This is a genomic window from Micromonospora sp. ALFpr18c (assembly GCF_008868155.1).
In the GTDB taxonomy this organism is placed as follows: domain Bacteria; phylum Actinomycetota; class Actinomycetes; order Mycobacteriales; family Micromonosporaceae; genus Micromonospora.
In genome coordinates, this window is the sequence record NZ_WBKR01000030.1 from 13,163 (window position 1) to 33,618 (window position 20,456).

Sequence of the window (20,456 nt, forward strand, 5' to 3'; positions counted from 1 at the left end):
TCGTTCCGCAACCACTCTTTCTTCCCTACCCCCGGGGGACTGATGACAGCGTTCCACCGCTCGGCCCTGGCCCGCGCCGGTGTCGTGGCCCTGTTGGCGACCGGTGGCCTGGCCGCCGTGGCCGCCCCGGCGCACGCCGCCGACCAGGCCGATCTGGCCCTGGTGCCGATCAGCACCGAGCTCGCCAAGGGCGTCAAGGCGGCCAAGGCCAAGCCGTTCAAGTTCCGGGTCGACAACAGCCGGAGCACGGTTGCCGCCACGGGTGTCAGCTACACCGTGGACACCAGCAGGCTGAAGGAGAACAAGGTTGGCGTCGTGGTGCCCCTCGGCTGCCAGATGAAGGGCACGACGTTCACCTGCCCGCTCGGCGACCTGCCGGCCGGCACCGGCGAGGAGTTCGGCATCCCGCTGTTCTCCACCGGTGGTCGCGGAGACGCCGGCACGCTGGTGGTCTCCATCAGCTCGGCCACCTCCGGCTCCACGCCGGTCGACACGGTCGAGCACGACATCACCGTGGCCAAGGCCGGCTACGACCTGACCAGCTGGGTGCAGGACGTCCAGGCAAACGTTCTGGTCAACGGCGTCCAGGGCGACGACCCCGACCTGCGCCCGGTACGCCGGGGCGAGACGGTGCCGCTGGACTGGGCGGTCTACAACGACGGCAGCCGCAAGGCGACGGGCATCTTCTACGGCCTGACCCTGCCGGTGGGCGTGACGTTCGCGCAGAAGCCGCAGGGCTGCCTGGAGCAGGTGTTCCTGGGCAAGCAGCAGCTGTTCTGCGAGGACGCCGGCGCGGTCGTCAAGCCCGGGCAGTACTACACCGCGGACGTCACGGTGAAGGTCGGCAACAACGTCACCGAGCCGGTGCTGCACGAGGGTGACCTCTTCGCATTCGGGCTGGACGGTGCCGAGGGGCAGCCCGAGGAGGAGCCCGAGGTGGCCAGCTCGGCGCAGCGCAAGGCCTTCACCGAGGTCGACGAGGTGGACAACCACACCACCTTCGAGGCGTTCGTCGACCTGACCGCGGCCACGCCGAGCCCGACGCCCACGGCGACGGCGACTCCGACCGGCACGCCCACGCCGGGTGTCACCACCTCGCCGGGCACCGGCGGTGGTGGCGGCGGTCTGCCGGTGACCGGTGTGCAGGCCGGCCTGATCGGCGGCATCGGCGGTCTGATCCTGCTCGCGGGCGGGGCGCTGCTGGTGCTCTCCCGCCGGCGCAAGGTCGTCCTGGTCGCACCGGGCGACGAGAAGTCGACCGACTGACGGTCGTCGCGACACGAGGGCGGGGTGGGCGACCACCCCGCCCTTTCGCGTCTCCGACCGGGCCGCGCCGGTCGCGCACCCGCCCGGGGTACGCGGACCCGACGGCCGGCGGTCCGCGCGTGGCTGGCAGAGTGGAGGGGTGAGCCGTACCCCGCAGGGCCAGCGAGCCAGCCTGGACAAGCAGCCGCACGAGGTCGCCGCGATGTTCGACGGCGTGGCCGAGCGGTACGACCTGACCAACACGGTGCTCTCCTTCGGCCAGGACCGATCCTGGCGTCGGTCCACCCGGGCGGCGCTCGGGCTGCGACCGGGCGAGCGGGTGCTCGACGTGGGTGCGGGCACCGGTGTGTCGACCCAGGAGCTGGCCCAGTCCGGGGCGTACGCGGTGGGCGCCGACCTGTCGCTGGGCATGCTGTACGCGGGCAAGCGCGTCCGGCCCCAGGTGCCGCTGCTGGCCGGGGACGCGCTGCGGCTGCCGTTCGCCGACGCCAGCTTCGACGCGGTGACCATCTCGTTCGCGCTGCGCAACGTCAACGACACCGACGCGGCCCTGCGTGAGCTGGCCCGGGTCACCCGGCCGGGCGGGCGGCTGGTGGTGTGCGAGTTCAGCACCCCGGTCAACCCGGCCTTCCGGACGGTGTACCTGTCGTACCTGATGCGCTCCCTGCCGGTGGTCGCCCGGGCGGTGTCCAGCAACCCCGAGGCGTACGTCTATCTCGCCGAGTCGGTGCGGGCCTGGCCGGACCAGGCGGCGCTCGCGGGGCGGGTCGCCGCGGCCGGCTGGAGTCGGGTGGCGTGGCGCAACCTGACCGGTGGTGTGGTCGCCCTGCACCGGGGGATCCGCCAGTAACGCGGAGCTGACCGCAGGAGCGTTTCGTGAATATCCGTCTTTAGTCCACTTTGCCCCGTACGCTCGTCGGCATGACCGGAGCAGAGCCGGCGGACCCGGTGGCCGCCACCGACGACGACGCGGCCGAACTCGTCGCGCAGCTGCGCGCGCTGGCCGGAGCGGACCCGGCGGAGGTCCGGCAGGTGGTCGCCGAGGTGCTGGCCGCGCTGGACCGGGCCGCTGGTGGCGCGTTGCGCGAGCACCTGCCGGAGACCATCCGCGTCGACGCCGGCCTGGACGCGCCCAGCCCGGCCTGACACCCGACTGCTGTGGACGGTCGCCGACTGTCACATCGGCGAGTTAGGCACCCCTGACCCTGCGCAGGTATGACGTCGGTCATACACTCGTCCCGTCTGGCTTGTGAAGCATTTCACGAGCGTGCGGGAGGAGGCCCGAATGACCGCGGTGGAACACGACGCCGACGTCATCGTCGTGGGCGCCGGTCCCGGTGGATCGGCGACGGCGTACCACCTGGCCCGGCACGGCGTACGGGTGTTGCTGTTGGAGAAGACCGAGTTCCCCCGGGAGAAGGTCTGCGGCGACGGGTTGACCCCGCGCGCCGTGCGCCAGCTCATCCGGATGGGTGTGGACACCTCACCCGAGGCCGGCTGGCTGCACAATCGGGGTCTGCGGGTCATCGGCGGCGGCGTACGCCTGGAACTGGACTGGCCGGAGCTGGCGAGCTTCCCCAACTACGGGCTGGTGCGCACCCGACTGGACTTCGACGACCTGCTCGCCCAGCGGGCGGTGGCCGCCGGCGCCACACTGCGCACCAACGTCAACGTGCTCGGCCCGGTGCTCGACGGCGACGGCCGCGTGACCGGTGTCGAGGCGGAGGTGGGGCCCGGCAAGGAGCCGACCACCTTCCACGCCCCGCTGGTCGTGGCGGCCGACGGGGTCTCCGGTCGGTTCCCGCTCGCGCTCGGGCTGGCCAAGCGGGAGGACCGGCCGATCGGCGTGGCCGTCCGCCGCTACTACCACTCCCCGGTCAAGCACGACGACGACTACCTGGAGTCGTGGCTGGAGCTGCGCAGCAAGGACAGCGGCGACAACCTGCTGCCCGGGTACGGCTGGATCTTCGGGCTCGGCGACGGGCGGGTCAACGTCGGTCTCGGCGTCCTCAACTCGTCCTCCGCGTTCGGTAAGACCAACTACCGCCGGCTGCTCACCGACTGGCTGGCGAACACGCCCGCCGACTGGGGGATGACCGACGAGACCAACGCCGACGGCCCGATCCTCGGCGCCGCCCTCCCGATGGGCTTCAACCGGGTGCCGCACTACACCCGCGGCGTTCTGCTGGTCGGCGACTCCGGCGGCATGGTCAACCCGTTCAACGGCGAGGGCATCGCGTACGCGATGGAGTCCGGCGAGTTGGCGGCGGAGGTGGCGGTGCAGGCCCTCGCGCGCCCCGCCGGCCCGGAGCGTGAGCGGGCGCTACTGGCGTACCCGAACGAGCTGAAGGCCCGCCTCGGTGGCTACTACCGCCTCGGCGGGATCTTCGTGAAGCTGATCGGCCGTCCGGAGATCATGCGGATCGCCACCAAGCACGGCATGCCACACCCGACGCTGATGCGTTTTGTGCTCAAGCTGCTGGCAAACCTGACCGACCCGCGCGGCGGGGATGCGATGGACCGGGTCATCAACGCGATGACGAAGGCCGCGCCAGCCGTATAGATGAACGGTGTCGGTGCTGGTCGCAGCACCGACATGACAAAGATCGACCCCCGCCGACAGTCACTGCGAGGGACGTGAATAGTGTGATTTTCGTCAAGCACCGAGGGCAGGGAAGGACGAGCAGGAGAAAACGATGTCGCTCTCGCCTTACGCACCGATCATCGGGCTGTTCGCCCTCGCCGCGGCGTTCTCGCTGTTCTCCGTTGGCGCCGCCCGCTTCGCCGGTCCCCGTCGATACAACAAGGCCAAACTCGAGGCTTACGAGTGCGGCATCGAGCCCAGCCCCCAGCCGGTCGGCGGCGGGCGGTTCCCGATCAAGTTCTACCTGACGGCGATGCTCTTCATCGTCTTCGACATCGAGATCATCTTCCTCTACCCCTGGGCGGTCTCGTTCGACGCCCTGCCGATCTTCGGCTTCGTGGAGATGGTCCTGTTCATCGTCGCGGTCTTCGTCGCGTACGCCTACGTGTGGCGGCGCGGCGGCCTGGACTGGGACTGAGGAAGGAACGTCAGATGGGCATCGAGGAGAAGCTTCCCGCCGGCGTCCTGCTCACCTCGGTGGAGAAGCTGGTCAACTGGTCCCGGAAGTCGTCCGTCTGGGGCGCCACCTTCGGCCTGGCCTGCTGCGCCATCGAGATGATGGCCGCCGGTGGTCCGCACTACGACATGGGCCGCTGGGGCATGGAGGTCTTCCGGGCCTCGCCCCGGCAGGCCGACCTGATGATCGTCGCCGGCCGGGTGAGTCAGAAGATGGCCCCGGTGCTGCGGCAGATCTACGACCAGATGGCCGAGCCCCGCTGGGTGCTCTCGATGGGCGTCTGCGCCAGCAGCGGCGGCATGTTCAACAACTACGCGATCGTGCAGGGCGTCGACCACGTGGTGCCGGTCGACATGTACCTGCCCGGGTGCCCGCCCCGGCCGGAGATGCTCATCGACGCGATCCTCAAGCTCCGCGAGAAGATCATGTACGAGCCGCTGGGCCCGAACGGCCGCAAGATGCTGGCCGCCCGTCAGGAGCGCGGCGACGTCCCGGTCGTGCCCTACGGCTCCATGCCGTCGTCGTACCGCAGTGACAAGACCCGCCGTGCCGAGTGGACCCGCGCGGTCCGCGAGGGCCGCGAGGAGCAGCTGCGCATCGAGAACTGGATGAACGCCCAGAACCACCTCCACCCGCAGGCAGGCCCCAAATGAGCGACAAGCCCAACGACGGCGGCGTACCGCTGCCGGTGGTGCCGGCCGGTGCCACCGGTGGTGCCCCGGCCGAGTTCCCGCCGGCCAGCCCGGCCGGTCGCGGGATGTTCGGCAACCACGGCAGCGGTGACGTGTCCGGCTACGGCGGCCTGGTCCGCCAGCGCCAGCCGATCGAGGAAACCCCCCGTCCGTACGGCGGTTACTTCGACGAGGTGCGCGACGCGCTGGAGGAGGCGTATCCGCACTTCGGTGACGCGATCGAGAAGGTCGTGGTGGACCGGGGCGAGCTGACCCTGCACGTACGCCCGGAGCGGATCGCCGAGGTCTGCCAGGTGATGCGTGACGACCTGGCGCTGCGCTTCGAGCTGTGCTCCTCGGTGTCCGGGGTGGACTACCTGGGCGCCGACGAACGTCGGCTGCACGTGATCTACCAGCTCACCTCGATGACCTACCGGCGTCGGGTCCGGCTGGAGGCCGCGGTCTCCGCCGAGGCCCCGCACCTGCCCAGCGTGACCGCGGTCTATCCGACGGCGGACTGGCAGGAGCGGGAGGCGTACGACATGTTCGGCATCGTCTTCGACGGCCACCCCAACCTGACCCGGATCCTCATGCCGGACGACTGGGAGGGCCACCCGCAGCGCAAGGACTACCCGCTCGGTGGCGTGGCGGTCGAGTACAAGGGCGCTGAGATTCCGCCGCCGGACCGGAGGAGGTCCTACCAGTGACCACGTCGAACTATGCGACCGAGCGGGAGACCACCGAGGGTCGGGTCTTCACCGTCACCGGTGGCGACTGGGACACCATCGTCTCGGGCACCGACCCGATCAACGACGAGCGGATCGTCGTCAACATGGGTCCGCAGCACCCGTCCACGCACGGCGTACTGCGGCTGATCCTGGAGCTGGAGGGCGAGACGGTCCGCGAGGCCCGTTCCGTCGTCGGCTACCTGCACACCGGCATCGAGAAGAACCTCGAATACCGCAACTGGGTGCAGGGTTCGACGTTCGTGACCCGGATGGACTACCTCGCCCCGATCTTCAACGAGACGGCGTACGCCCTCGCCGTGGAGAAGCTGCTCGGCATCACCGACGACATCACCGAGCGGGCCACCACCATCCGCGTGCTGATGATGGAGCTCAACCGGATCTCGTCGCACCTGGTCTGGCTGGCCACCACCGGCATGGAGCTGGGCGCGATCTCGATCATGCTGTACGGCTTCCGGGAGCGGGAGTACATCCTCGACATCTTCGAGACCATCACGGGTCTGCGGATGAACCACGCGTACGTCCGGCCGGGCGGTGTGGCGCAGGACGTGCCGGACGCGGCGATCGTCAAGATCCGCGAGTTCCTGAAGATGATGCCGAAGAAGCTCAAGGAGTACGAGGACCTGCTCTCCGGCCAGCCGATCTGGACCGAGCGTACGAAGAACGTGGCGGTGCTGGACGTGACCGGCTGCCTGGCGCTCGGTGTCACCGGCCCGGTGCTGCGCTCCGCCGGCCTCGCCTGGGACCTGCGCAAGACCATGCCGTACTGCGGCTACGAGACGTACGAGTTCGACGTGCCGACCCACCCCGACGGTGACGTGTGGGGCCGCTACCTGGTCCGGCTCGCCGAGATCCGCGAGTCGATGAAGCTGGTCGAGCAGGCGCTGGACCGGCTGAAGCCGGGTCCGGTGATGGTCGCCGACCGCAAGATCGCGTGGCCGGCGCAGCTGGCCATCGGCGTCGACGGCATGGGCAACTCGCTGGAGCACGTCGCGAAGATCATGGGTCAGTCGATGGAGTCGCTGATCCACCACTTCAAGCTGGTCACCGAGGGCTTCCGGGTTCCGCCCGGCCAGGTGTACGTCGGCATCGAGTCGCCGCGCGGCGAGCTGGGCGTGCACGCGGTCTCCGACGGCGGCACGCGGCCGTACCGGGTGCACTACCGGGAGCCGAGCTTCGTCAACCTCCAGGCCCTGCCGGCGATGGCCGAGGGCGGCCTGATCGCCGACGTGATCGCCGGCGGCGCCTCGCTGGACCCCGTGATGGGTGGGTGTGACCGATGAGTGTTGTCTTCACCGACGAGACGCGGGAGCGGGCGCGCGAGATCATCGCCCGTTACCCGGCGGACCGGTCCCGCTCGGCGCTGCTGCCGCTGCTGCACCTGGTCCAGGCCGAGGAGGGGTACGTCTCCCCGGCCGGTGTGGCGTTCTGCGCCGAGGTGCTCGGGTTGAACAAGGCCCAGGTGGGCGCGGTGGCCACCTTCTACACCATGTACAAGCGCAAGCCGACCGGTGACTTCCTGGTCAGCGTCTGCACCAACACCATGTGCAACGTGCTCGGTGGCCAGGAGGTCTACGACACGCTCTCCGAGCACCTGGGTGTCGGGCACGACGAGACGACCGCCGACGGCACGATCACGCTGGAGCACGCCGAGTGCCTGGCGGCCTGCGACTACGGCCCGGTGATGACCGTCAACTACGACTTCTTCGACGGCGTCGACCCGTCGACGGCCCGCGGCGTCGTCGACGAGCTGCGCGCGGGCGGGCGGCCGATGCCGACCCGGGGCGCCCGGCTCTGCACGCTCAAGGAGATGGCGGTGCAGCTCGCCGGTTTCGCCGACGAGCGCGACGGCGCGGTCGCCGACGGCGGGCCGGGCGAGCCCACCCTGCGCGGGCTGCGGCTGGCGCAGCAGCACGGCGTCTCGGTGCCGGGCTTCGACCCGAACACCCCGATCCGCAGCAAGGCGGAGGCGGACAAGGCCGCCGCCGAGGCGAAGGCGAAGGCGGAGGCCGCCAAGCCGGCGCCCGCCGAGGCCAGTGCTGCCCCGGTGAAGGGTGGCGACGGGGCGTCCGCCCCGACGGGGGCCGCCGGGGTCGCCGGGCCGGCGAAGCCGGCAGACGCCACTGAGCCGGCGAAGCCGGCAGACGCCACCGGCAGCACCACGCGGGACGTCACGGCACCGGACGGCAAGTCGCCGCAGGTGCGTACCGCCGAGACCCGGCAGCCGGACGCGGCCACCGCCGTGGCGGACGCCCCGGGCACGAAGGTTCCGGTGGACGGCACCGGCACCGCGCCCGCGGCTGGCGACGCGCGGGCGGCCGAGGCCGCCGGCGTGGCGGCCAACGCGCCGGCCGGCGACGGCAAGCCCGCCGGCGACGAGGCCGGGGCGCAGGAGCGCAACCTCACCGAAGCGAAGGCTGGCACGGACGCCGACGGCGCCGGACCGGCGGACGCGAGCGAAACGGGGGCCCAGAAGTGACCACTCCCCGCCCGGAGACGTTGGCCAAGCTGACGCCGGTGCTGACCAAGCGCTGGCTGTCGCCGGACGCCTGGCGGATCGGCACCTACGAGCAGCTCGACGGCTACGCCGCGCTGCGCAAGGCGCTCAAGGCCCACCCGGACGACCTGATCCAGCTGATCAAGGACTCCGGGCTGCGCGGCCGTGGCGGCGCCGGCTTCCCCACCGGACTCAAGTGGGGCTTCATCCCGCAGGGTGACGGGAAGCCGCACTACCTGGTGGTCAACGCCGACGAGGGCGAGCCGGGCACCTGCAAGGACCTGCCGCTGATGACCCACGACCCGCACGCGCTGGTCGAGGGCGTCATCATCGCGTCGTACGCGATCCGGGCCAGCCGCGCCTACATCTACATCCGGGGCGAGGCCGTGCACGCCGCACGTCGGCTGCGCAACGCCGTCCAGGAGGCGTACGACAAGGGCTACCTCGGCCGGAACATCCTGCGCAGCGGCTACGACCTGGAACTGGTCGTGCACTCCGGCGCCGGGGCGTACATCTGCGGCGAGGAGACGGCTCTGCTGGACTCGCTGGAGGGGTTCCGGGGTCAGCCCCGGCTGCGCCCGCCGTTCCCGGCCACCCACGGCCTCTACGCCAGCCCGACGGTGGTGAACAATGTCGGCACCATCGCCAGCGTGCCGCCGATCGTGCTCGGTGGGGCCGACTGGTGGAAGACCATGGGCACCGAGAAGTCCTCCGGTCCGATGATCTACTCGCTCTCCGGTCGGGTCGCCAACCCCGGCCAGTACGAGTGCTCGATGGGTGTCACGCTGCGCGAGCTGCTGGAGCTGGCCGGCGGGATGCAGCCCGGTCACAACCTGCGGTTCTGGACTCCGGGCGGATCGTCCACGCCGTTGCTCGCGGCCGAGCACCTGGACGTGCCACTGGACTTCGAGGGGGTGGCGGCGGCCGGCTCGATCCTGGGCACCACGGCCACCCAGATCTTCTCCGACCAGGACTGCCCGGTGTACGCGACGTACCGGTGGCTGGAGTTCTACCACCACGAGTCGTGCGGCAAGTGCACCCCGTGCCGCGAGGGCAACTACTGGATGGTCCGGGTCTACCGGCGGATCCTCGCCGGTCAGGGCACCCACGAGGACCTGGACACCCTTCTGGACACCTGCGACAACATCCTCGGCCGCTCGTTCTGCGGTCTGGGTGACGGCGCGACCAGCTCGGTGACCTCGTCGCTGAAGTACTTCAAGCAGGACTACCTCGACTACATCGAGGGACGTACCGCGCCGAAGCTGTCGGACAAGCAGCTGGTGGGAGCCCACTAATGACCGACGTAGCCAAGCAGACCGAGACCGTCACCCTCACCATCGACGGCATCGAGGTCACCGCCCCCAAGGGGACGCTGCTGATCCGGGTCGCCGAGCAGATGGGCACCGAGATCCCCCGGTTCTGCGACCACCCGCTGCTGGCCCCGGCCGGCGCGTGCCGGCAGTGCCTGGTCGAGGTGGAGGGGCAGCGCAAGCCGGTCGCCTCGTGCACCCAGACCGTCGCCGACGGCATGGTCGTGCGGACGCAGATCACCTCCCCGGTCGCCAAGAAGGCGCAGGAGGGGGTGATGGAGCTGCTGCTGCTCAACCACCCACTGGACTGCCCGATGTGTGACAAGGGCGGCGAGTGCCCCCTGCAGAACCAGGCGATGTCCACCGGCCGCACCGACTCGCGCTTCCACGAGCACAAGCGGGAGTACGAGAAGCCGATGGCGATCAGCAGCCAGGTGCTGCTGGACCGCGAGCGCTGCGTGCTCTGCCAGCGGTGCACCCGGTTCTCCGAGGAGATCGCCGGCGACAAGTTCATCGACCTGATGGGCCGGTCGTCCGCCGAGGAGATCAACATCTACCGGGACGACGCGTATGGAGGGAAAGCGGACGACGGCAGTGCTGGCCGCACCGACTCGGCCTCCGCTGGCGCTCCGGATTTCGCCGGTGGTGACGTCCCGTTCAACTCCTACTTCTCCGGTAACACCGTGCAGATCTGCCCGGTGGGTGCGCTCACCGGTTCCCAGTACCGGTTCCGCGCCCGCCCGTTCGACCTGGTGTCCAGCCCCAGCGTCTGCGAGCACTGCTCGGCCGGCTGCGGGCAGCGCACCGACTGGCGTCGCGGCAAGGCGCTGCGCCGCCTGGCCGGTGACGAGCCGGAGGTGAACGAGGAGTGGAACTGCGACAAGGGCCGGTGGGGCTTCCAGTACGCCCGCGCCACCGACCGGCTGACCACCCCGCTGGTCCGCGACGAGCGCACCGGCGAGCTGCGCGAGGCGTCCTGGAGTGAGGCGCTCACCGTGGCCGCCGAGGGGCTGCACGCGGCCCGGGAGGGCGGGCAGGGCACGGCGGTGCTCACCGGCGGCCGGCTGACCGTCGAGGACGCCTACGCGTACGCGAAGTTCGCCCGGGTCGCCCTGAACACCAACGACATCGACTTCCGGGCCCGGCCGGTCTCCCGCGAGGAGGCCGACTTCCTGGCCAGCTCGGTCGCCGGGGTCACCGACGTCACCTACACCGACGTGGAGAACGCGCCGGCGGTGGTGCTGGTCGGCCTGGAGCCGGAGGAGGAGTGCCCCATCCTCTTCCTGCGGCTGCGCAAGGCGTACCTGAAGAAGACCCTGACGGTGTACGCGCTGGCGCCGTTCGCCACCCGCGGCCTGGAGAAGCTCGGTGCCAAGCTGGCCCGGGTGGTGCCGGGCGAGGAGGCCAGCGTGCTTGCCGAGCACGCCACGGTCACCGAGGCGCTGAGCGCGCCGGGCGCGATCCTGATCGTCGGCGAGCGGCTGGCCAGCGTGCCGGGTGGGCTCTCCGCCGCGGCGGACGTGGCCCGGCGTACCGGTGCGAAGCTGGCCTGGGTGCCGCGACGCGCGGGTGACCGTGGCGCGGTCGACGCGGGCTGCCTGCCCAACCTGCTCCCGGGTGGCCGGCTGGTCACCGAGCCGGCGGCGCGGGCCGAGCTGGGCGAGGCGTGGGACATACCGGCCGGGGTGATCCCGAGCCAGGCCGGTCGGGACACCGATCAGATCCTGGCCGCCGCGGCCAACGGGCAGCTCGGCGCCCTGGTGGTCGGCGGTGTCGACCCGGCCGACCTGGCCGACCCTCGGCTGGCCGAGGCCGCTCTGGACGCGGTGCCGTTCCTGGTGAGCCTGGAACTGCGCGCCAGCGCGGTGACCCGACGCGCCAACGTGGTGCTGCCGGTCGCCCCGGTGGTCGAGAAGGCCGGCAGCTTCCTGGACTGGGAGGGTCGGCTGCGGCCGTTCGAGGCGGTGCTGGACACCGCCGCGATGACCGACGGCCGGGTCCTCGACGCGCTCGCCGCCCTGCTCGACGTGCGGCTCGGCACCGGCGACGTGCTGAGTGTGCGTCGCGAGTTGGGCTCGCTGCCGGCCACCCGCACGTCCCGGCCGGCGGCACCGTCGGTGTCGCCGGGCGCGGTGCCGCACCCGGGCGCCGGAGAGGCCGTGCTGGCCACCTGGCACCAGCTGGTCGACCTCGGCACCCTGACCGACGGCGACGAGCACCTCGCCGGCACCGCCCGCCCGCCGGTCGTCCGGCTGGGCAAGGGCACCGCCGAGGCACTCGGTGTGGCCGACGGTGACGCGGTCACGGTCGGCACCGACCGGGGCGCGTTGACCCTGCCGGCCGAACTCACCGAGATGCCGGACGGCGTGGTCTGGCTGCCGACCAACTCACCCGGTGCGACCGTGCGACGCAGCCTCGGGGCGACGTCCGGCGCGGTCGTCCGGATCTCCGTTCCCGCACCGGGCGCGGCCGTTCCGGCCGGGCGCGTCGCGGCGGACGAGGCCGGTCTCCCGGGTCCGCTGCTCAATGCTGGGGGTGTCGAGTGAGGTACCTGGCGCAGGATCCGACGCTGGCCGACTTCGGCCGGGATCCGTGGTGGCTGGTCCTGGGCAAGATTGTCTTCGCGTTCGCCTTCGGTCTGCTGGCCACCCTGCTCGGCGTCTGGTTCGAGCGGCGCGTGGTGGGCTACATGCAGGTGCGGCCCGGCCCCAACCAGGTCGGCCCGTTCGGTCTGCTGCAGACCCTCGCCGACGGCCTGAAGATGGCCTTCAAGGAGGACATCCTGCCGAAGGCGGCCGACAAGGTCGTCTACTTCTTCGCCCCGACCATCTCGGTGATCTGCGCGGTCACCGCGCTGTCGGTGGTGCCGTTCGGCCCGATGGTGAGCATCGCCGGTCACCACACGCCGTTGCAGGTCACCGACGTGCCGGTGGCGGTGCTGCTGCTGCTGGCCTGCTCATCGATGGGCGTGTACGGCATCGTGCTGGGCGGCTGGGCCTCCGGCTCGACGTACCCGCTCCTCGGCGGTCTGCGCTCCAGCGCCCAGATGATCTCCTACGAGGTCGCCATGGGCCTGAGCATCGTCGCGGTGTTCATGACCGCCGGCACGATGAGCACCAGCGGGATCGTCGCCGCTCAGGGCGACGGCACCCAGCTGACCGTCTTCGGCACCGAGATCCCCGCGCCGGGCTGGTACGCGATCCTGCTGCTGCCCAGCTTCATCATCTTCTTCATCGCCACCGTGGGTGAGACCAACCGGGCGCCGTTCGACCTGCCCGAGGCCGAGTCCGAGCTGGTCGCCGGCTTCATGACGGAGTACAGCTCGCTGAAGTTCGCGCTCTTCATGCTCAGCGAGTACGTCGCGATGGTGACCATGTCCGCGGTCACCACCACGCTGTTCCTGGGCGGTTGGCGGGCACCCTGGCCGATCACCCTGTGGGAGGGCGCCAACTCCGGTTGGTGGCCGATGCTCTGGTTCTTCGGCAAGGTGATCGCGTTGGTCTTCGTGTTCGTGTGGCTGCGCGGCACGCTGCCCCGGCTGCGCTACGACCAGTTCATGCGCTTCGGCTGGAAGGTCCTGCTGCCGATCAACCTGGTCTGGATCCTGGTCCTGTCGGGCCTGCGCTCCATCGAGGACTGGGACTCGCGCAGCAAGCTCATCGCCGTCGGCATCCCGGCCGGTGTCCTGCTGATCGCCACGCTGTTCTGGCCCAACCGCCGCCCGCAGCCGAAGCCGACGACGCAGGAACAGGTGGACAGCCGGCCGTACGGGAGCTTCCCGCTGCCACCGATGGATCTACAGGTACCACCGAGCCCGCGTATCACGCGCGTGGTCGCCGAGCGGGAGCCGGCCAACATCGTCGCCGGCTCGGACTCCAGGGAGGTGTGACGTGGGCGCGATCACCGGAACGTTCAAGGGATTCGGTGTCACCTTCTCGCACATGTTCAGGAAGGTCGTCACCACCGACTACCCGTTCAAGCCGCCGGTGTCGGCGCCGCGCTACCACGGGCGGCACATCCTCAACCGGCACCCGGACGGCCTGGAGAAGTGCATCGGCTGCGAGTTGTGCGCCTGGGCCTGCCCGGCGGACGCGATCTACGTCGAGGGTGGCGACAACACCGACGACCAGCGCTTCTCGCCGGGTGAGCGGTACGCCAGCATCTACCAGATCAACTACGCGCGGTGCATCTTCTGCGGCCTGTGCATCGAGGCCTGCCCGACCCGTTCGCTGACCATGAGCAACGAGTACGAGCTGGCCCGGGACAACCGGCAGGACCTGATCTTCACGAAGGAGCAGTTGCTCGCGCCGCTGCTCGAAGGCATGGAGCAGCCGCCGCACCCGATGCGCCTGGGCGACAGCGAGAAGGACTACTACGTCGGCGCCCTGGACAATCCGGGCACCTCCGCCGGTGCCGAGACGTCCCCGATGGGCCCCGGCCGGTACCAGGTCGAGGAGCACCCCGGCGTGACGTTCCCGGGTGCCGAGCAGGCCGCCCAGCGCGCGGCGGCCGGCAAGGGAGAGCAAGCATGACCACGTCTACGGTGCTGGCCGCGGCGGGTGGGGTGTCCGGTGGTGAGGAGGTCACCTTCTGGATCCTCGCGCCGCTCGCGCTCATCGGCGCGATCGGGATGGTGGCGGCCCGCAACGCGGTGCACTCCGCGCTCTGGCTGGTGCTCACCATGCTCTGCCTGGGCGTGTTCTACGTGCTCCAGGCCGGGCCGTTCATCGGCATGGTGCAGATCATCGTCTACACCGGCGCGATCATGATGCTCTTCCTGTTCGTGCTGATGCTGGTCGGCCGGGACGCCTCTGACTCGCTGATCGAGACGCTGCGCGGCCAGCGCGTCGCCGCGATCGTGCTGGGGCTGGGCTTCGCCGGCCTGGTCGGCGGCGCGCTCTACCGGGCGCTGGAGGGCACCACCGCGGTCGGCCTGGAGCAGGCCAACGCGGAGGGCAACGTGCAGGGCATCGCCCGACTGCTCTTCACCAAGTACGTCTTCGCGTTCGAGCTGACCTCGGCGCTGCTGATCACCGCGGCGGTCGGCGCCATGGTGCTCGCGCACATCGAGCGGCGTAAGCAGGACAAGGTCGACCAGCCGTCGACGATGCGGGCCCGCTTCGCGCCGGGCAACTACCCCGGCCCCAAGCCGGGCCCGGGCGTCTTCGCGACCTCCTCCTCGGTGGCCACCCCGGCGCGGCTGCCGGACGGCCGGCTCACCGATCGGAGCACGCCGGACATCCTGCCGGTGCGGGAGCTGACCGCGCAGGAGACCACGCTGAAGGGTACGGATCGGTGAGCGCGAGGAGTGCAGCGAAGCGGAGCCCCGCAGTCGCGAACGAAAGGCGAGGCCAGTCATGACGCCCGACTACTACCTGGTGTTGGCCGCGGTGCTGTTCACCATCGGTGCCGCCGGGGTGCTCGTGCGGCGCAACGCGATCGTGCTGTTCATGTGCGTGGAGCTGATGCTCAACGCGGCCAACCTGACGCTGGTCACCTTCAGCCGGATCAACGGCGACCTCAACGGTCAGATCATGGCGTTCTTCGTGATGGTCGTGGCGGCGGCCGAGGTCGTGGTCGGTCTCGCGATCATCATGTCCATCTTCCGGACGCGGCGCTCGGCGAGCGTCGACGACGCCAACCTGCTCAAGTACTAAGGGGCAAGCAAGTGGAAGAGACTGTGCAGTACGCCGGTGCCACGGGCTTGCTCGGCAGCGTCTGGCTGCTGGTGGCGATCCCGCTGGTCAGCGCGGCCATCCTGCTGCTGCTCGGCCGTCGGGCCGACCGCTGGGGGCACTGGCTGGGCGTCGCCGCCATCGGTGCCGCCTTCGTGCTCGGCCTGACCTTCTTCTTCCAGCTGCGTGGCCTGGAGAACAAGTCGGTCGAGCTGAGCCTCTGGGACTTCATCGCGGTCGGTGATCTCCGGGTCGACTTCGGTCTGCTGTTCGACCCGCTGGCCGCGGTCTTCGTGCTGCTGATCACCGGGGTGGGTTTCCTGATCCACCTGTACGCGGTGGAGTACATGGCGCACGACGAGGGCCGCCGCCGGTTCTTCGCGTACTTCAACCTGTTCGTCGCGGCGATGCTGCTGCTGGTGCTCGGCAACAACTACGTGATGCTGTACTTCGGCTGGGAGGGCGTCGGTCTGGCGTCGTACCTGCTGATCTCCTTCTGGTACGGGCGGCCCAGCGCCGCCACCGCCGGCAAGAAGGCGTTCCTGATGAACCGGGTCGGCGACACCGGCCTGGCCATCGGCATCTTCATCATGTTCGCCACCCTGGGCACCACCCAGTACGACGAGGTGTTCAACGGCGTCGGTTCGCTGACCGGCACCACCGTGCTGGTGCTCGGCCTGCTGCTGCTGCTCGGCGCGGCCGGCAAGTCCGGTCAGTTCCCGCTGCAGGCGTGGCTGCCGGACGCGATGGAGGGCCCGACCCCGGTGTCGGCACTCATCCACGCCGCCACCATGGTCACCGCCGGCGTGTACCTGATCGCCCGCTCCAACCCGGTCTTCTCGGCGAACTCGACGCTGCAACTCGTGGTGGTCAGCGTCGGCGCGCTCACCCTGCTGATGGGCTGCATCATCGGCGCGGCCAAGGACGACATCAAGCGGGTACTGGCCTGGTCGACGGTGAGCCAGATCGGCTACATGTTCCTCGGCGTCGGCCTGGGCGGCGGGGCGTACGCGCTGGCCATCATCCACCTGCTGGCGCACGGCTTCTTCAAGGCCAACATGTTCCTGGGCGCCGGCTCGGTGATGCACGGCATGAAGGACCAGGTCGACATCCGCCGCTTCGGTGGCCTCTCGAAGCACATGAAGATCACCTGGTTGACCTTCATGATGGGATGGCTGGCCATCATCGGCCTCCCGCCGCTCTCCGGCTACTTCTCCAAGGAGCCGATCATCGCGAGCGCCTTCGATCGGGAGGACTGGACCGCCTGGCTCTTCGGCGGCGCGGCACTGCTCGGCGCGGGGCTGACCGCGTTCTACATGACGCGGCTGTTCGTGCTCACCTTCCACGGCCCGAAGCGGTGGACCGAGGACATCGAGCACCCGCACGAGTCGCCGAAGCTGATGACCATCCCGCTGATCCTGCTGGCTGCCGGCTCGGTGGTGGCCGGTGGCCTGATGGCCTGGAACGACGGGGTCGCCTCCTGGCTGTCACCGGTGCTCGGCGAGGAGGCCGCCGGTGAGGCCCACGGCGTGCTCTCCCACACGGTGATCACGATCCTGTCGCTGCTGGTCACCGTGCTCGGCGCCGGGCTGGCCTGGTTCCTGTTCCGGACCGGTACGGCCACCGCGCCGCAGCCGGCCGGGGTGCTGGTCACCGCCGCCCGGCGCAACCTCTACGCCGACGCGGTGAACGAAGCGGTCTTCGAGAAGCCGGGCATCTTCCTCACCCGGGCGCTGGTCTTCCTCGACAACCGGGGCATCGACGGGCTGGTCAACGGGCTCGCCGCCGCGGTCGGCGGTGGTTCGGGCCGGCTCCGGCGGATGCAGACCGGCTTCGTCCGCTCGTACGCCACCTCGATCCTGGCCGGCGTGCTGCTGGTGATGGCGGCGTTCCTGGCCGTGCAGGCGGGGTGGTTGGCGTGATCGACCTCTTTCCGGCCGCCCCCGCCGGCGGACCACGCAGTGACGACGGAGGTAAGGCCGCATAATGTCCAACTTCCCGTTCCTCTCGGTGCTCACCGTGGCGCCGCTGGTGGGCGCCCTGGTGGTGGCCTTCCTGCCGCGTCACCGGCCGGAGCTGGCCAAGCAGGTGGCGTTCGCCTGGTCACTGCTCGTGCTGGTGCTGTCGGTGGTGATGTGGGTCAGCTTCAACGCCGGCGGTGACCGGTTCCAGTTCCGCGAGTCGTACTCGTGGATCCCGAACTGGGGTGTCAGCTTCACCTTCGCGGCCGACGGCATCGCCCTGGTGATGTTGATGCTGATCGCGGTGCTGGTGCCGCTGGTGATCCTGGCGTCCTGGCACGACGCGGAGTCGTCGAAGCGGTCGGTGCCCGTCTACTTCGCGCTGCTGCTGGTCCTCGAATGCACGATGATCGGCGTCTTCGCGGCCGCCGACGTCTTCCTGTTCTACGTGTTCTTCGAGGTCATGCTGGTGCCGATGTACTTCCTCATCGGCAGCTACGGCGGCCACCAGCGGCAGTACGCGGCGGTGAAGTTCTTCCTCTACTCGCTCGTCGGCGGTCTGTTCATGCTGGCCGCGGTGATCGGCCTGTGGGTGGTCGGCGGGAAGACGTTCGACTGGCAGGCGCTGTCGCAGGTGGACATCAGCACCGGCACCGAGCGGTGGCTGTTCCTCGGCTTCTTCCTCGCGTTCGCCATCAAGGCGCCGTTCTTCCCGTTCCACACCTGGCTGCCGGACGCCGGTGGTGCCGCTCCGGCGGGTGCCGCCGCGCTGCTCGTCGGCGTGCTGGACAAGGTCGGCACGTTCGGCATCCTGCGCTACTGCCTGCCGCTGTTCCCCGAGGCGTCGAAGTGGTTCGCGCCGTGGGCTCTGGCGCTGGGCGTGATCGGCATCGTCTACGCCGCGCTGCTGGCGGTCGGCCAGAACGACCTCAAGCGGCTGGTGTCGTACACCTCGATCGCGCACTTCGGGTTCATCGGGGTGGGCATCTTCGCGTTCACCACGCAGGCCGGCACGGGCGCGGTGCTCTACATGCTCAACCACGGTCTGGCCACCGGCCTGCTGTTCCTGGTGGTGGGCATGCTGATCTCCCGGCGTGGTTCGGCGCTGATCAGCGACTTCGGTGGTGCCGGCAAGCTGGTTCCGGTGCTCGCCGGTGTGCTGTTCTTCGCCGGTCTCGCCTCGCTCGCGCTGCCCGGGACCGCGCCGTTCATCTCCGAGTTCCTGGTGCTGATCGGCACCTTCACGGTGAACAAGCCGGTGGCGGTCATCGCCACGCTCGGCATCATCCTGGCCGCCGCGTACGTGCTGTGGATGGTGCAGCGCACCACCCAGGGCACGCTCAACCCGGCGCTGACCGAGGTCGACGGCATGCGCCGGGACCTGAATCTGCGCGAGAAGGTCGTGGTCGCCCCGCTGATCGCGCTGATCGTGCTGCTCGGCTTCTACCCCAAGCCGGTCACTGACGTGATCAACCCGGCCGTCCAGGCGACCATGGACGACATCGGCAGGACCGACCCCGCCCCGTCGGTGGGCACCGTCCAGGAGGCGCACCGGTGAGCGCGAGGAGTGCAGCGCAGCGGAGCCCCGCAGTCGCGAACGAAAGGTCGGCACAGTGACCGAGTTGAAACTGCCGTCGCTCGACTACGCGGCGCTGGCCCCGATCCTGATCATGTTGGGCACCGCGTTGCTCGGTGTGCTGGTCGAGGCGTTCGTGCCCCGGCGTTCGCGGCACCTGGTGCAGCTGACGTTGGCACTGCTGGCGGTGCTCGCCGCGCTGACCATGGTGGTCCTGAGCGCCGACGACCGGATCATCACCGCCGGTCAGGCCCTCGCGGTGGACGGGCCGACGCTGTTCCTCCAGGGCGCGATCCTGGTGCTGGCCGCCATGGCGCTGCTGCTGATCGGTGACCGCTCGGTGGAACGCGGCGGTGCGTTCGTCGCGCAGGCCGCGGTGACCGCCGAGTCGGCCGACGACCGGCGGCAGGCCGAGGGCCGCAACGGGCTCACCGAGGTCTACCCGCTCACCACGTTCGCGATCGGCGGCATGCTGATCTTCGTGGCGGCGAACGACCTGCTGACCATGTTCATCGCGCTGGAGGTCTTCTCGCTGCCGCTGTACCTGCTCTGCGCGCTGGCCCGTCGCCGGCGGCTGCTGAGCCAGGAGGCGGCGATGAAGTACTTCCTGCTCGGCGCGTACGCCTCGGCGTTCTTCCTGTTCGGCGTGGCCCTGATCTACGGCTTCACGGCCGGCGTTCCGGGTCGGGCCGCCGGTGTCGACTTCGCCACCATCAACGCGGCGGTGACCGAGTCGCCGGCCAGCCCGGTGCTGCTCTTCGCCGGCATGGCGCTGCTCTCCATCGGCCTGCTCTTCAAGGCCGCCGCGGCACCGTTCCACGTGTGGACGCCGGACGTCTACCAGGGTGCGCCGACCCCGGTCACCGGGTTCATGGCGGCCTGCACGAAGGTCGCCGCGTTCGGTGCGCTGCTGCGTGTCTTCCACGTCGCGTTCGCGGACGCCGGCTGGGACTTCACGCCGGTGCTCGGTGCGGTCGCGGTGCTGACCATGCTGATCGGCGCGGTGCTCGCCGTCACCCAGACCGACATCAAGCGGCTGCTCGCGTACTCCTCGATCGCCAACGCCGGCTACCTGCTGGTCGGTGTGCTGGCGCCGAGCCGCGACGGGCTGTCCGGCACGATGTTCTACCTCGTGGCGTACGGGTTCTCGGTGCTGGCCGCGTTCGCGGTGGTGACGCTGGTGCGCGACGCCGACGGGGAGGCCACCCACCTGTCCCGCTGGGCGGGGCTGGGTCGGCGTTCGCCGTTCTTCGCCGGGCTGTTCACGTTCATCCTGCTGGCCTTCGCGGGTATCCCGCTGACCAGCGGCTTCACCAGCAAGTTCGCGATCTTCGGGCCGGCCCTGGAGGAGGGGCAGGCCTGGCTGGTGATCGCCGGTGTGTTGACCAGCATGGTGCTGGCGTTCCCGTACCTGCGGGTCGTGGTGATGATGTGGCTCTCCGAGCCGGGCGAGTCCACCCCGACCGTCACCGTGCCCGGTGGGCTCACCTCCGCCGCGCTGATGATCGGCGTGGTGGCCACTCTGGTGCTGGGTGTCGCCCCGGCGCCGCTGCTCGATCTGGCCGCCGGAGCAGCCGAATTCGTGCGATGACGCGAGTCTCGTCGATCGGAGGCCGGTACGCGTTCGCGTGCCGGCCTCCGGTGCGTATCCCC

General features: G+C 70.2%; 18 protein-coding genes. All 18 read left to right on the forward strand.

Going from position 1 to position 20,456, the window contains the following annotated elements:
* Positions 1-42: 42 nt before the first annotated feature.
* The 18 genes from F8271_RS08705 (at position 43) to nuoN (ending at position 20,394) form a co-directional block, all read left to right on the forward strand.
* Complete coding sequence (locus F8271_RS08705; RefSeq protein WP_151489183.1) at positions 43-1,266, forward strand: LPXTG cell wall anchor domain-containing protein; 1,224 nt, start codon at positions 43-45, stop codon at positions 1,264-1,266.
* A gap of 139 nt (positions 1,267-1,405) precedes the next feature.
* The gene (locus tag F8271_RS08710; protein WP_151489184.1) at positions 1,406-2,116 is read left to right on the forward strand and encodes a demethylmenaquinone methyltransferase; all 711 of its coding nucleotides are present in this window, start codon (positions 1,406-1,408) and stop codon (positions 2,114-2,116) included.
* A gap of 71 nt (positions 2,117-2,187) precedes the next feature.
* Complete coding sequence (locus F8271_RS08715; protein WP_151489185.1) at positions 2,188-2,412, forward strand: hypothetical protein; 225 nt, start codon at positions 2,188-2,190, stop codon at positions 2,410-2,412.
* A gap of 139 nt (positions 2,413-2,551) precedes the next feature.
* On the forward strand, positions 2,552-3,829 hold the full coding sequence (locus F8271_RS08720; protein ID WP_151489186.1) for a geranylgeranyl reductase family protein: 1,278 nt from the start codon (positions 2,552-2,554) through the stop codon (positions 3,827-3,829).
* 133 nt (positions 3,830-3,962) lie between these two features.
* Positions 3,963-4,328 (forward strand): NADH-quinone oxidoreductase subunit A, encoded by a 366-nt coding sequence (locus F8271_RS08725; RefSeq protein ID WP_007454588.1) that lies wholly within the window; start codon positions 3,963-3,965, stop codon positions 4,326-4,328.
* Positions 4,329-4,342: 14 nt separating this feature from the next.
* Complete coding sequence (locus F8271_RS08730; protein WP_151489187.1) at positions 4,343-5,020, forward strand: NADH-quinone oxidoreductase subunit B family protein; 678 nt, start codon at positions 4,343-4,345, stop codon at positions 5,018-5,020.
* Positions 5,017-5,745 (forward strand): NADH-quinone oxidoreductase subunit C, encoded by a 729-nt coding sequence (locus F8271_RS08735; RefSeq protein WP_151489188.1) that lies wholly within the window; start codon positions 5,017-5,019, stop codon positions 5,743-5,745. The genes F8271_RS08730 and F8271_RS08735 overlap by 4 nt, the downstream gene beginning before the upstream one ends.
* On the forward strand, positions 5,742-7,067 hold the full coding sequence (locus F8271_RS08740) for an NADH-quinone oxidoreductase subunit D (protein ID WP_151489189.1): 1,326 nt from the start codon (positions 5,742-5,744) through the stop codon (positions 7,065-7,067). The genes F8271_RS08735 and F8271_RS08740 overlap by 4 nt, the downstream gene beginning before the upstream one ends.
* A complete protein-coding gene (gene nuoE / locus F8271_RS08745) occupies positions 7,064-8,263 on the forward strand; it encodes an NADH-quinone oxidoreductase subunit NuoE (protein ID WP_151489190.1) in 1,200 nt (399 codons plus the stop codon). The genes F8271_RS08740 and nuoE overlap by 4 nt, the downstream gene beginning before the upstream one ends.
* Entirely contained in the window at positions 8,260-9,576 is a 1,317-nt protein-coding gene (gene nuoF / locus F8271_RS08750; RefSeq protein WP_151489191.1) for an NADH-quinone oxidoreductase subunit NuoF, read from the forward strand. Before nuoE ends, nuoF begins: the two co-directional genes overlap by 4 nt.
* A complete protein-coding gene (locus F8271_RS08755) occupies positions 9,576-12,137 on the forward strand; it encodes an NADH-quinone oxidoreductase subunit G (protein WP_151489192.1) in 2,562 nt (853 codons plus the stop codon). The genes nuoF and F8271_RS08755 overlap by 1 nt, the downstream gene beginning before the upstream one ends.
* The gene (gene nuoH / locus F8271_RS08760; RefSeq protein WP_151489193.1) at positions 12,134-13,480 is read left to right on the forward strand and encodes an NADH-quinone oxidoreductase subunit NuoH; all 1,347 of its coding nucleotides are present in this window, start codon (positions 12,134-12,136) and stop codon (positions 13,478-13,480) included. Before F8271_RS08755 ends, nuoH begins: the two co-directional genes overlap by 4 nt.
* A 1-nt stretch (position 13,481) precedes the next feature.
* On the forward strand, positions 13,482-14,123 hold the full coding sequence (gene nuoI / locus F8271_RS08765; RefSeq protein WP_151489194.1) for an NADH-quinone oxidoreductase subunit NuoI: 642 nt from the start codon (positions 13,482-13,484) through the stop codon (positions 14,121-14,123).
* Positions 14,120-14,890 (forward strand): NADH-quinone oxidoreductase subunit J, encoded by a 771-nt coding sequence (locus F8271_RS08770; protein WP_151489195.1) that lies wholly within the window; start codon positions 14,120-14,122, stop codon positions 14,888-14,890. The genes nuoI and F8271_RS08770 overlap by 4 nt, the downstream gene beginning before the upstream one ends.
* Positions 14,891-14,948: 58 nt before the next feature.
* Positions 14,949-15,248, forward strand: coding sequence for an NADH-quinone oxidoreductase subunit NuoK (nuoK, locus tag F8271_RS08775; protein WP_030486270.1), 300 nt, complete (start codon positions 14,949-14,951; stop codon positions 15,246-15,248).
* Between the two features lie 71 nt (positions 15,249-15,319).
* A complete protein-coding gene (gene nuoL / locus F8271_RS08780; RefSeq protein WP_370461887.1) occupies positions 15,320-17,188 on the forward strand; it encodes an NADH-quinone oxidoreductase subunit L in 1,869 nt (622 codons plus the stop codon).
* Between the two features lie 64 nt (positions 17,189-17,252).
* Positions 17,253-18,785 carry an NADH-quinone oxidoreductase subunit M gene (locus F8271_RS08785; RefSeq protein ID WP_151489197.1) on the forward strand — a complete coding sequence of 511 codons (1,533 nt, stop codon included), beginning with the start codon at positions 17,253-17,255 and terminating at the stop codon, positions 18,783-18,785.
* A 55-nt stretch (positions 18,786-18,840) separates the two neighbouring features.
* Positions 18,841-20,394, forward strand: coding sequence for an NADH-quinone oxidoreductase subunit NuoN (gene nuoN / locus F8271_RS08790; RefSeq protein WP_151489198.1), 1,554 nt, complete (start codon positions 18,841-18,843; stop codon positions 20,392-20,394).
* Positions 20,395-20,456: the final 62 nt, after the last annotated feature.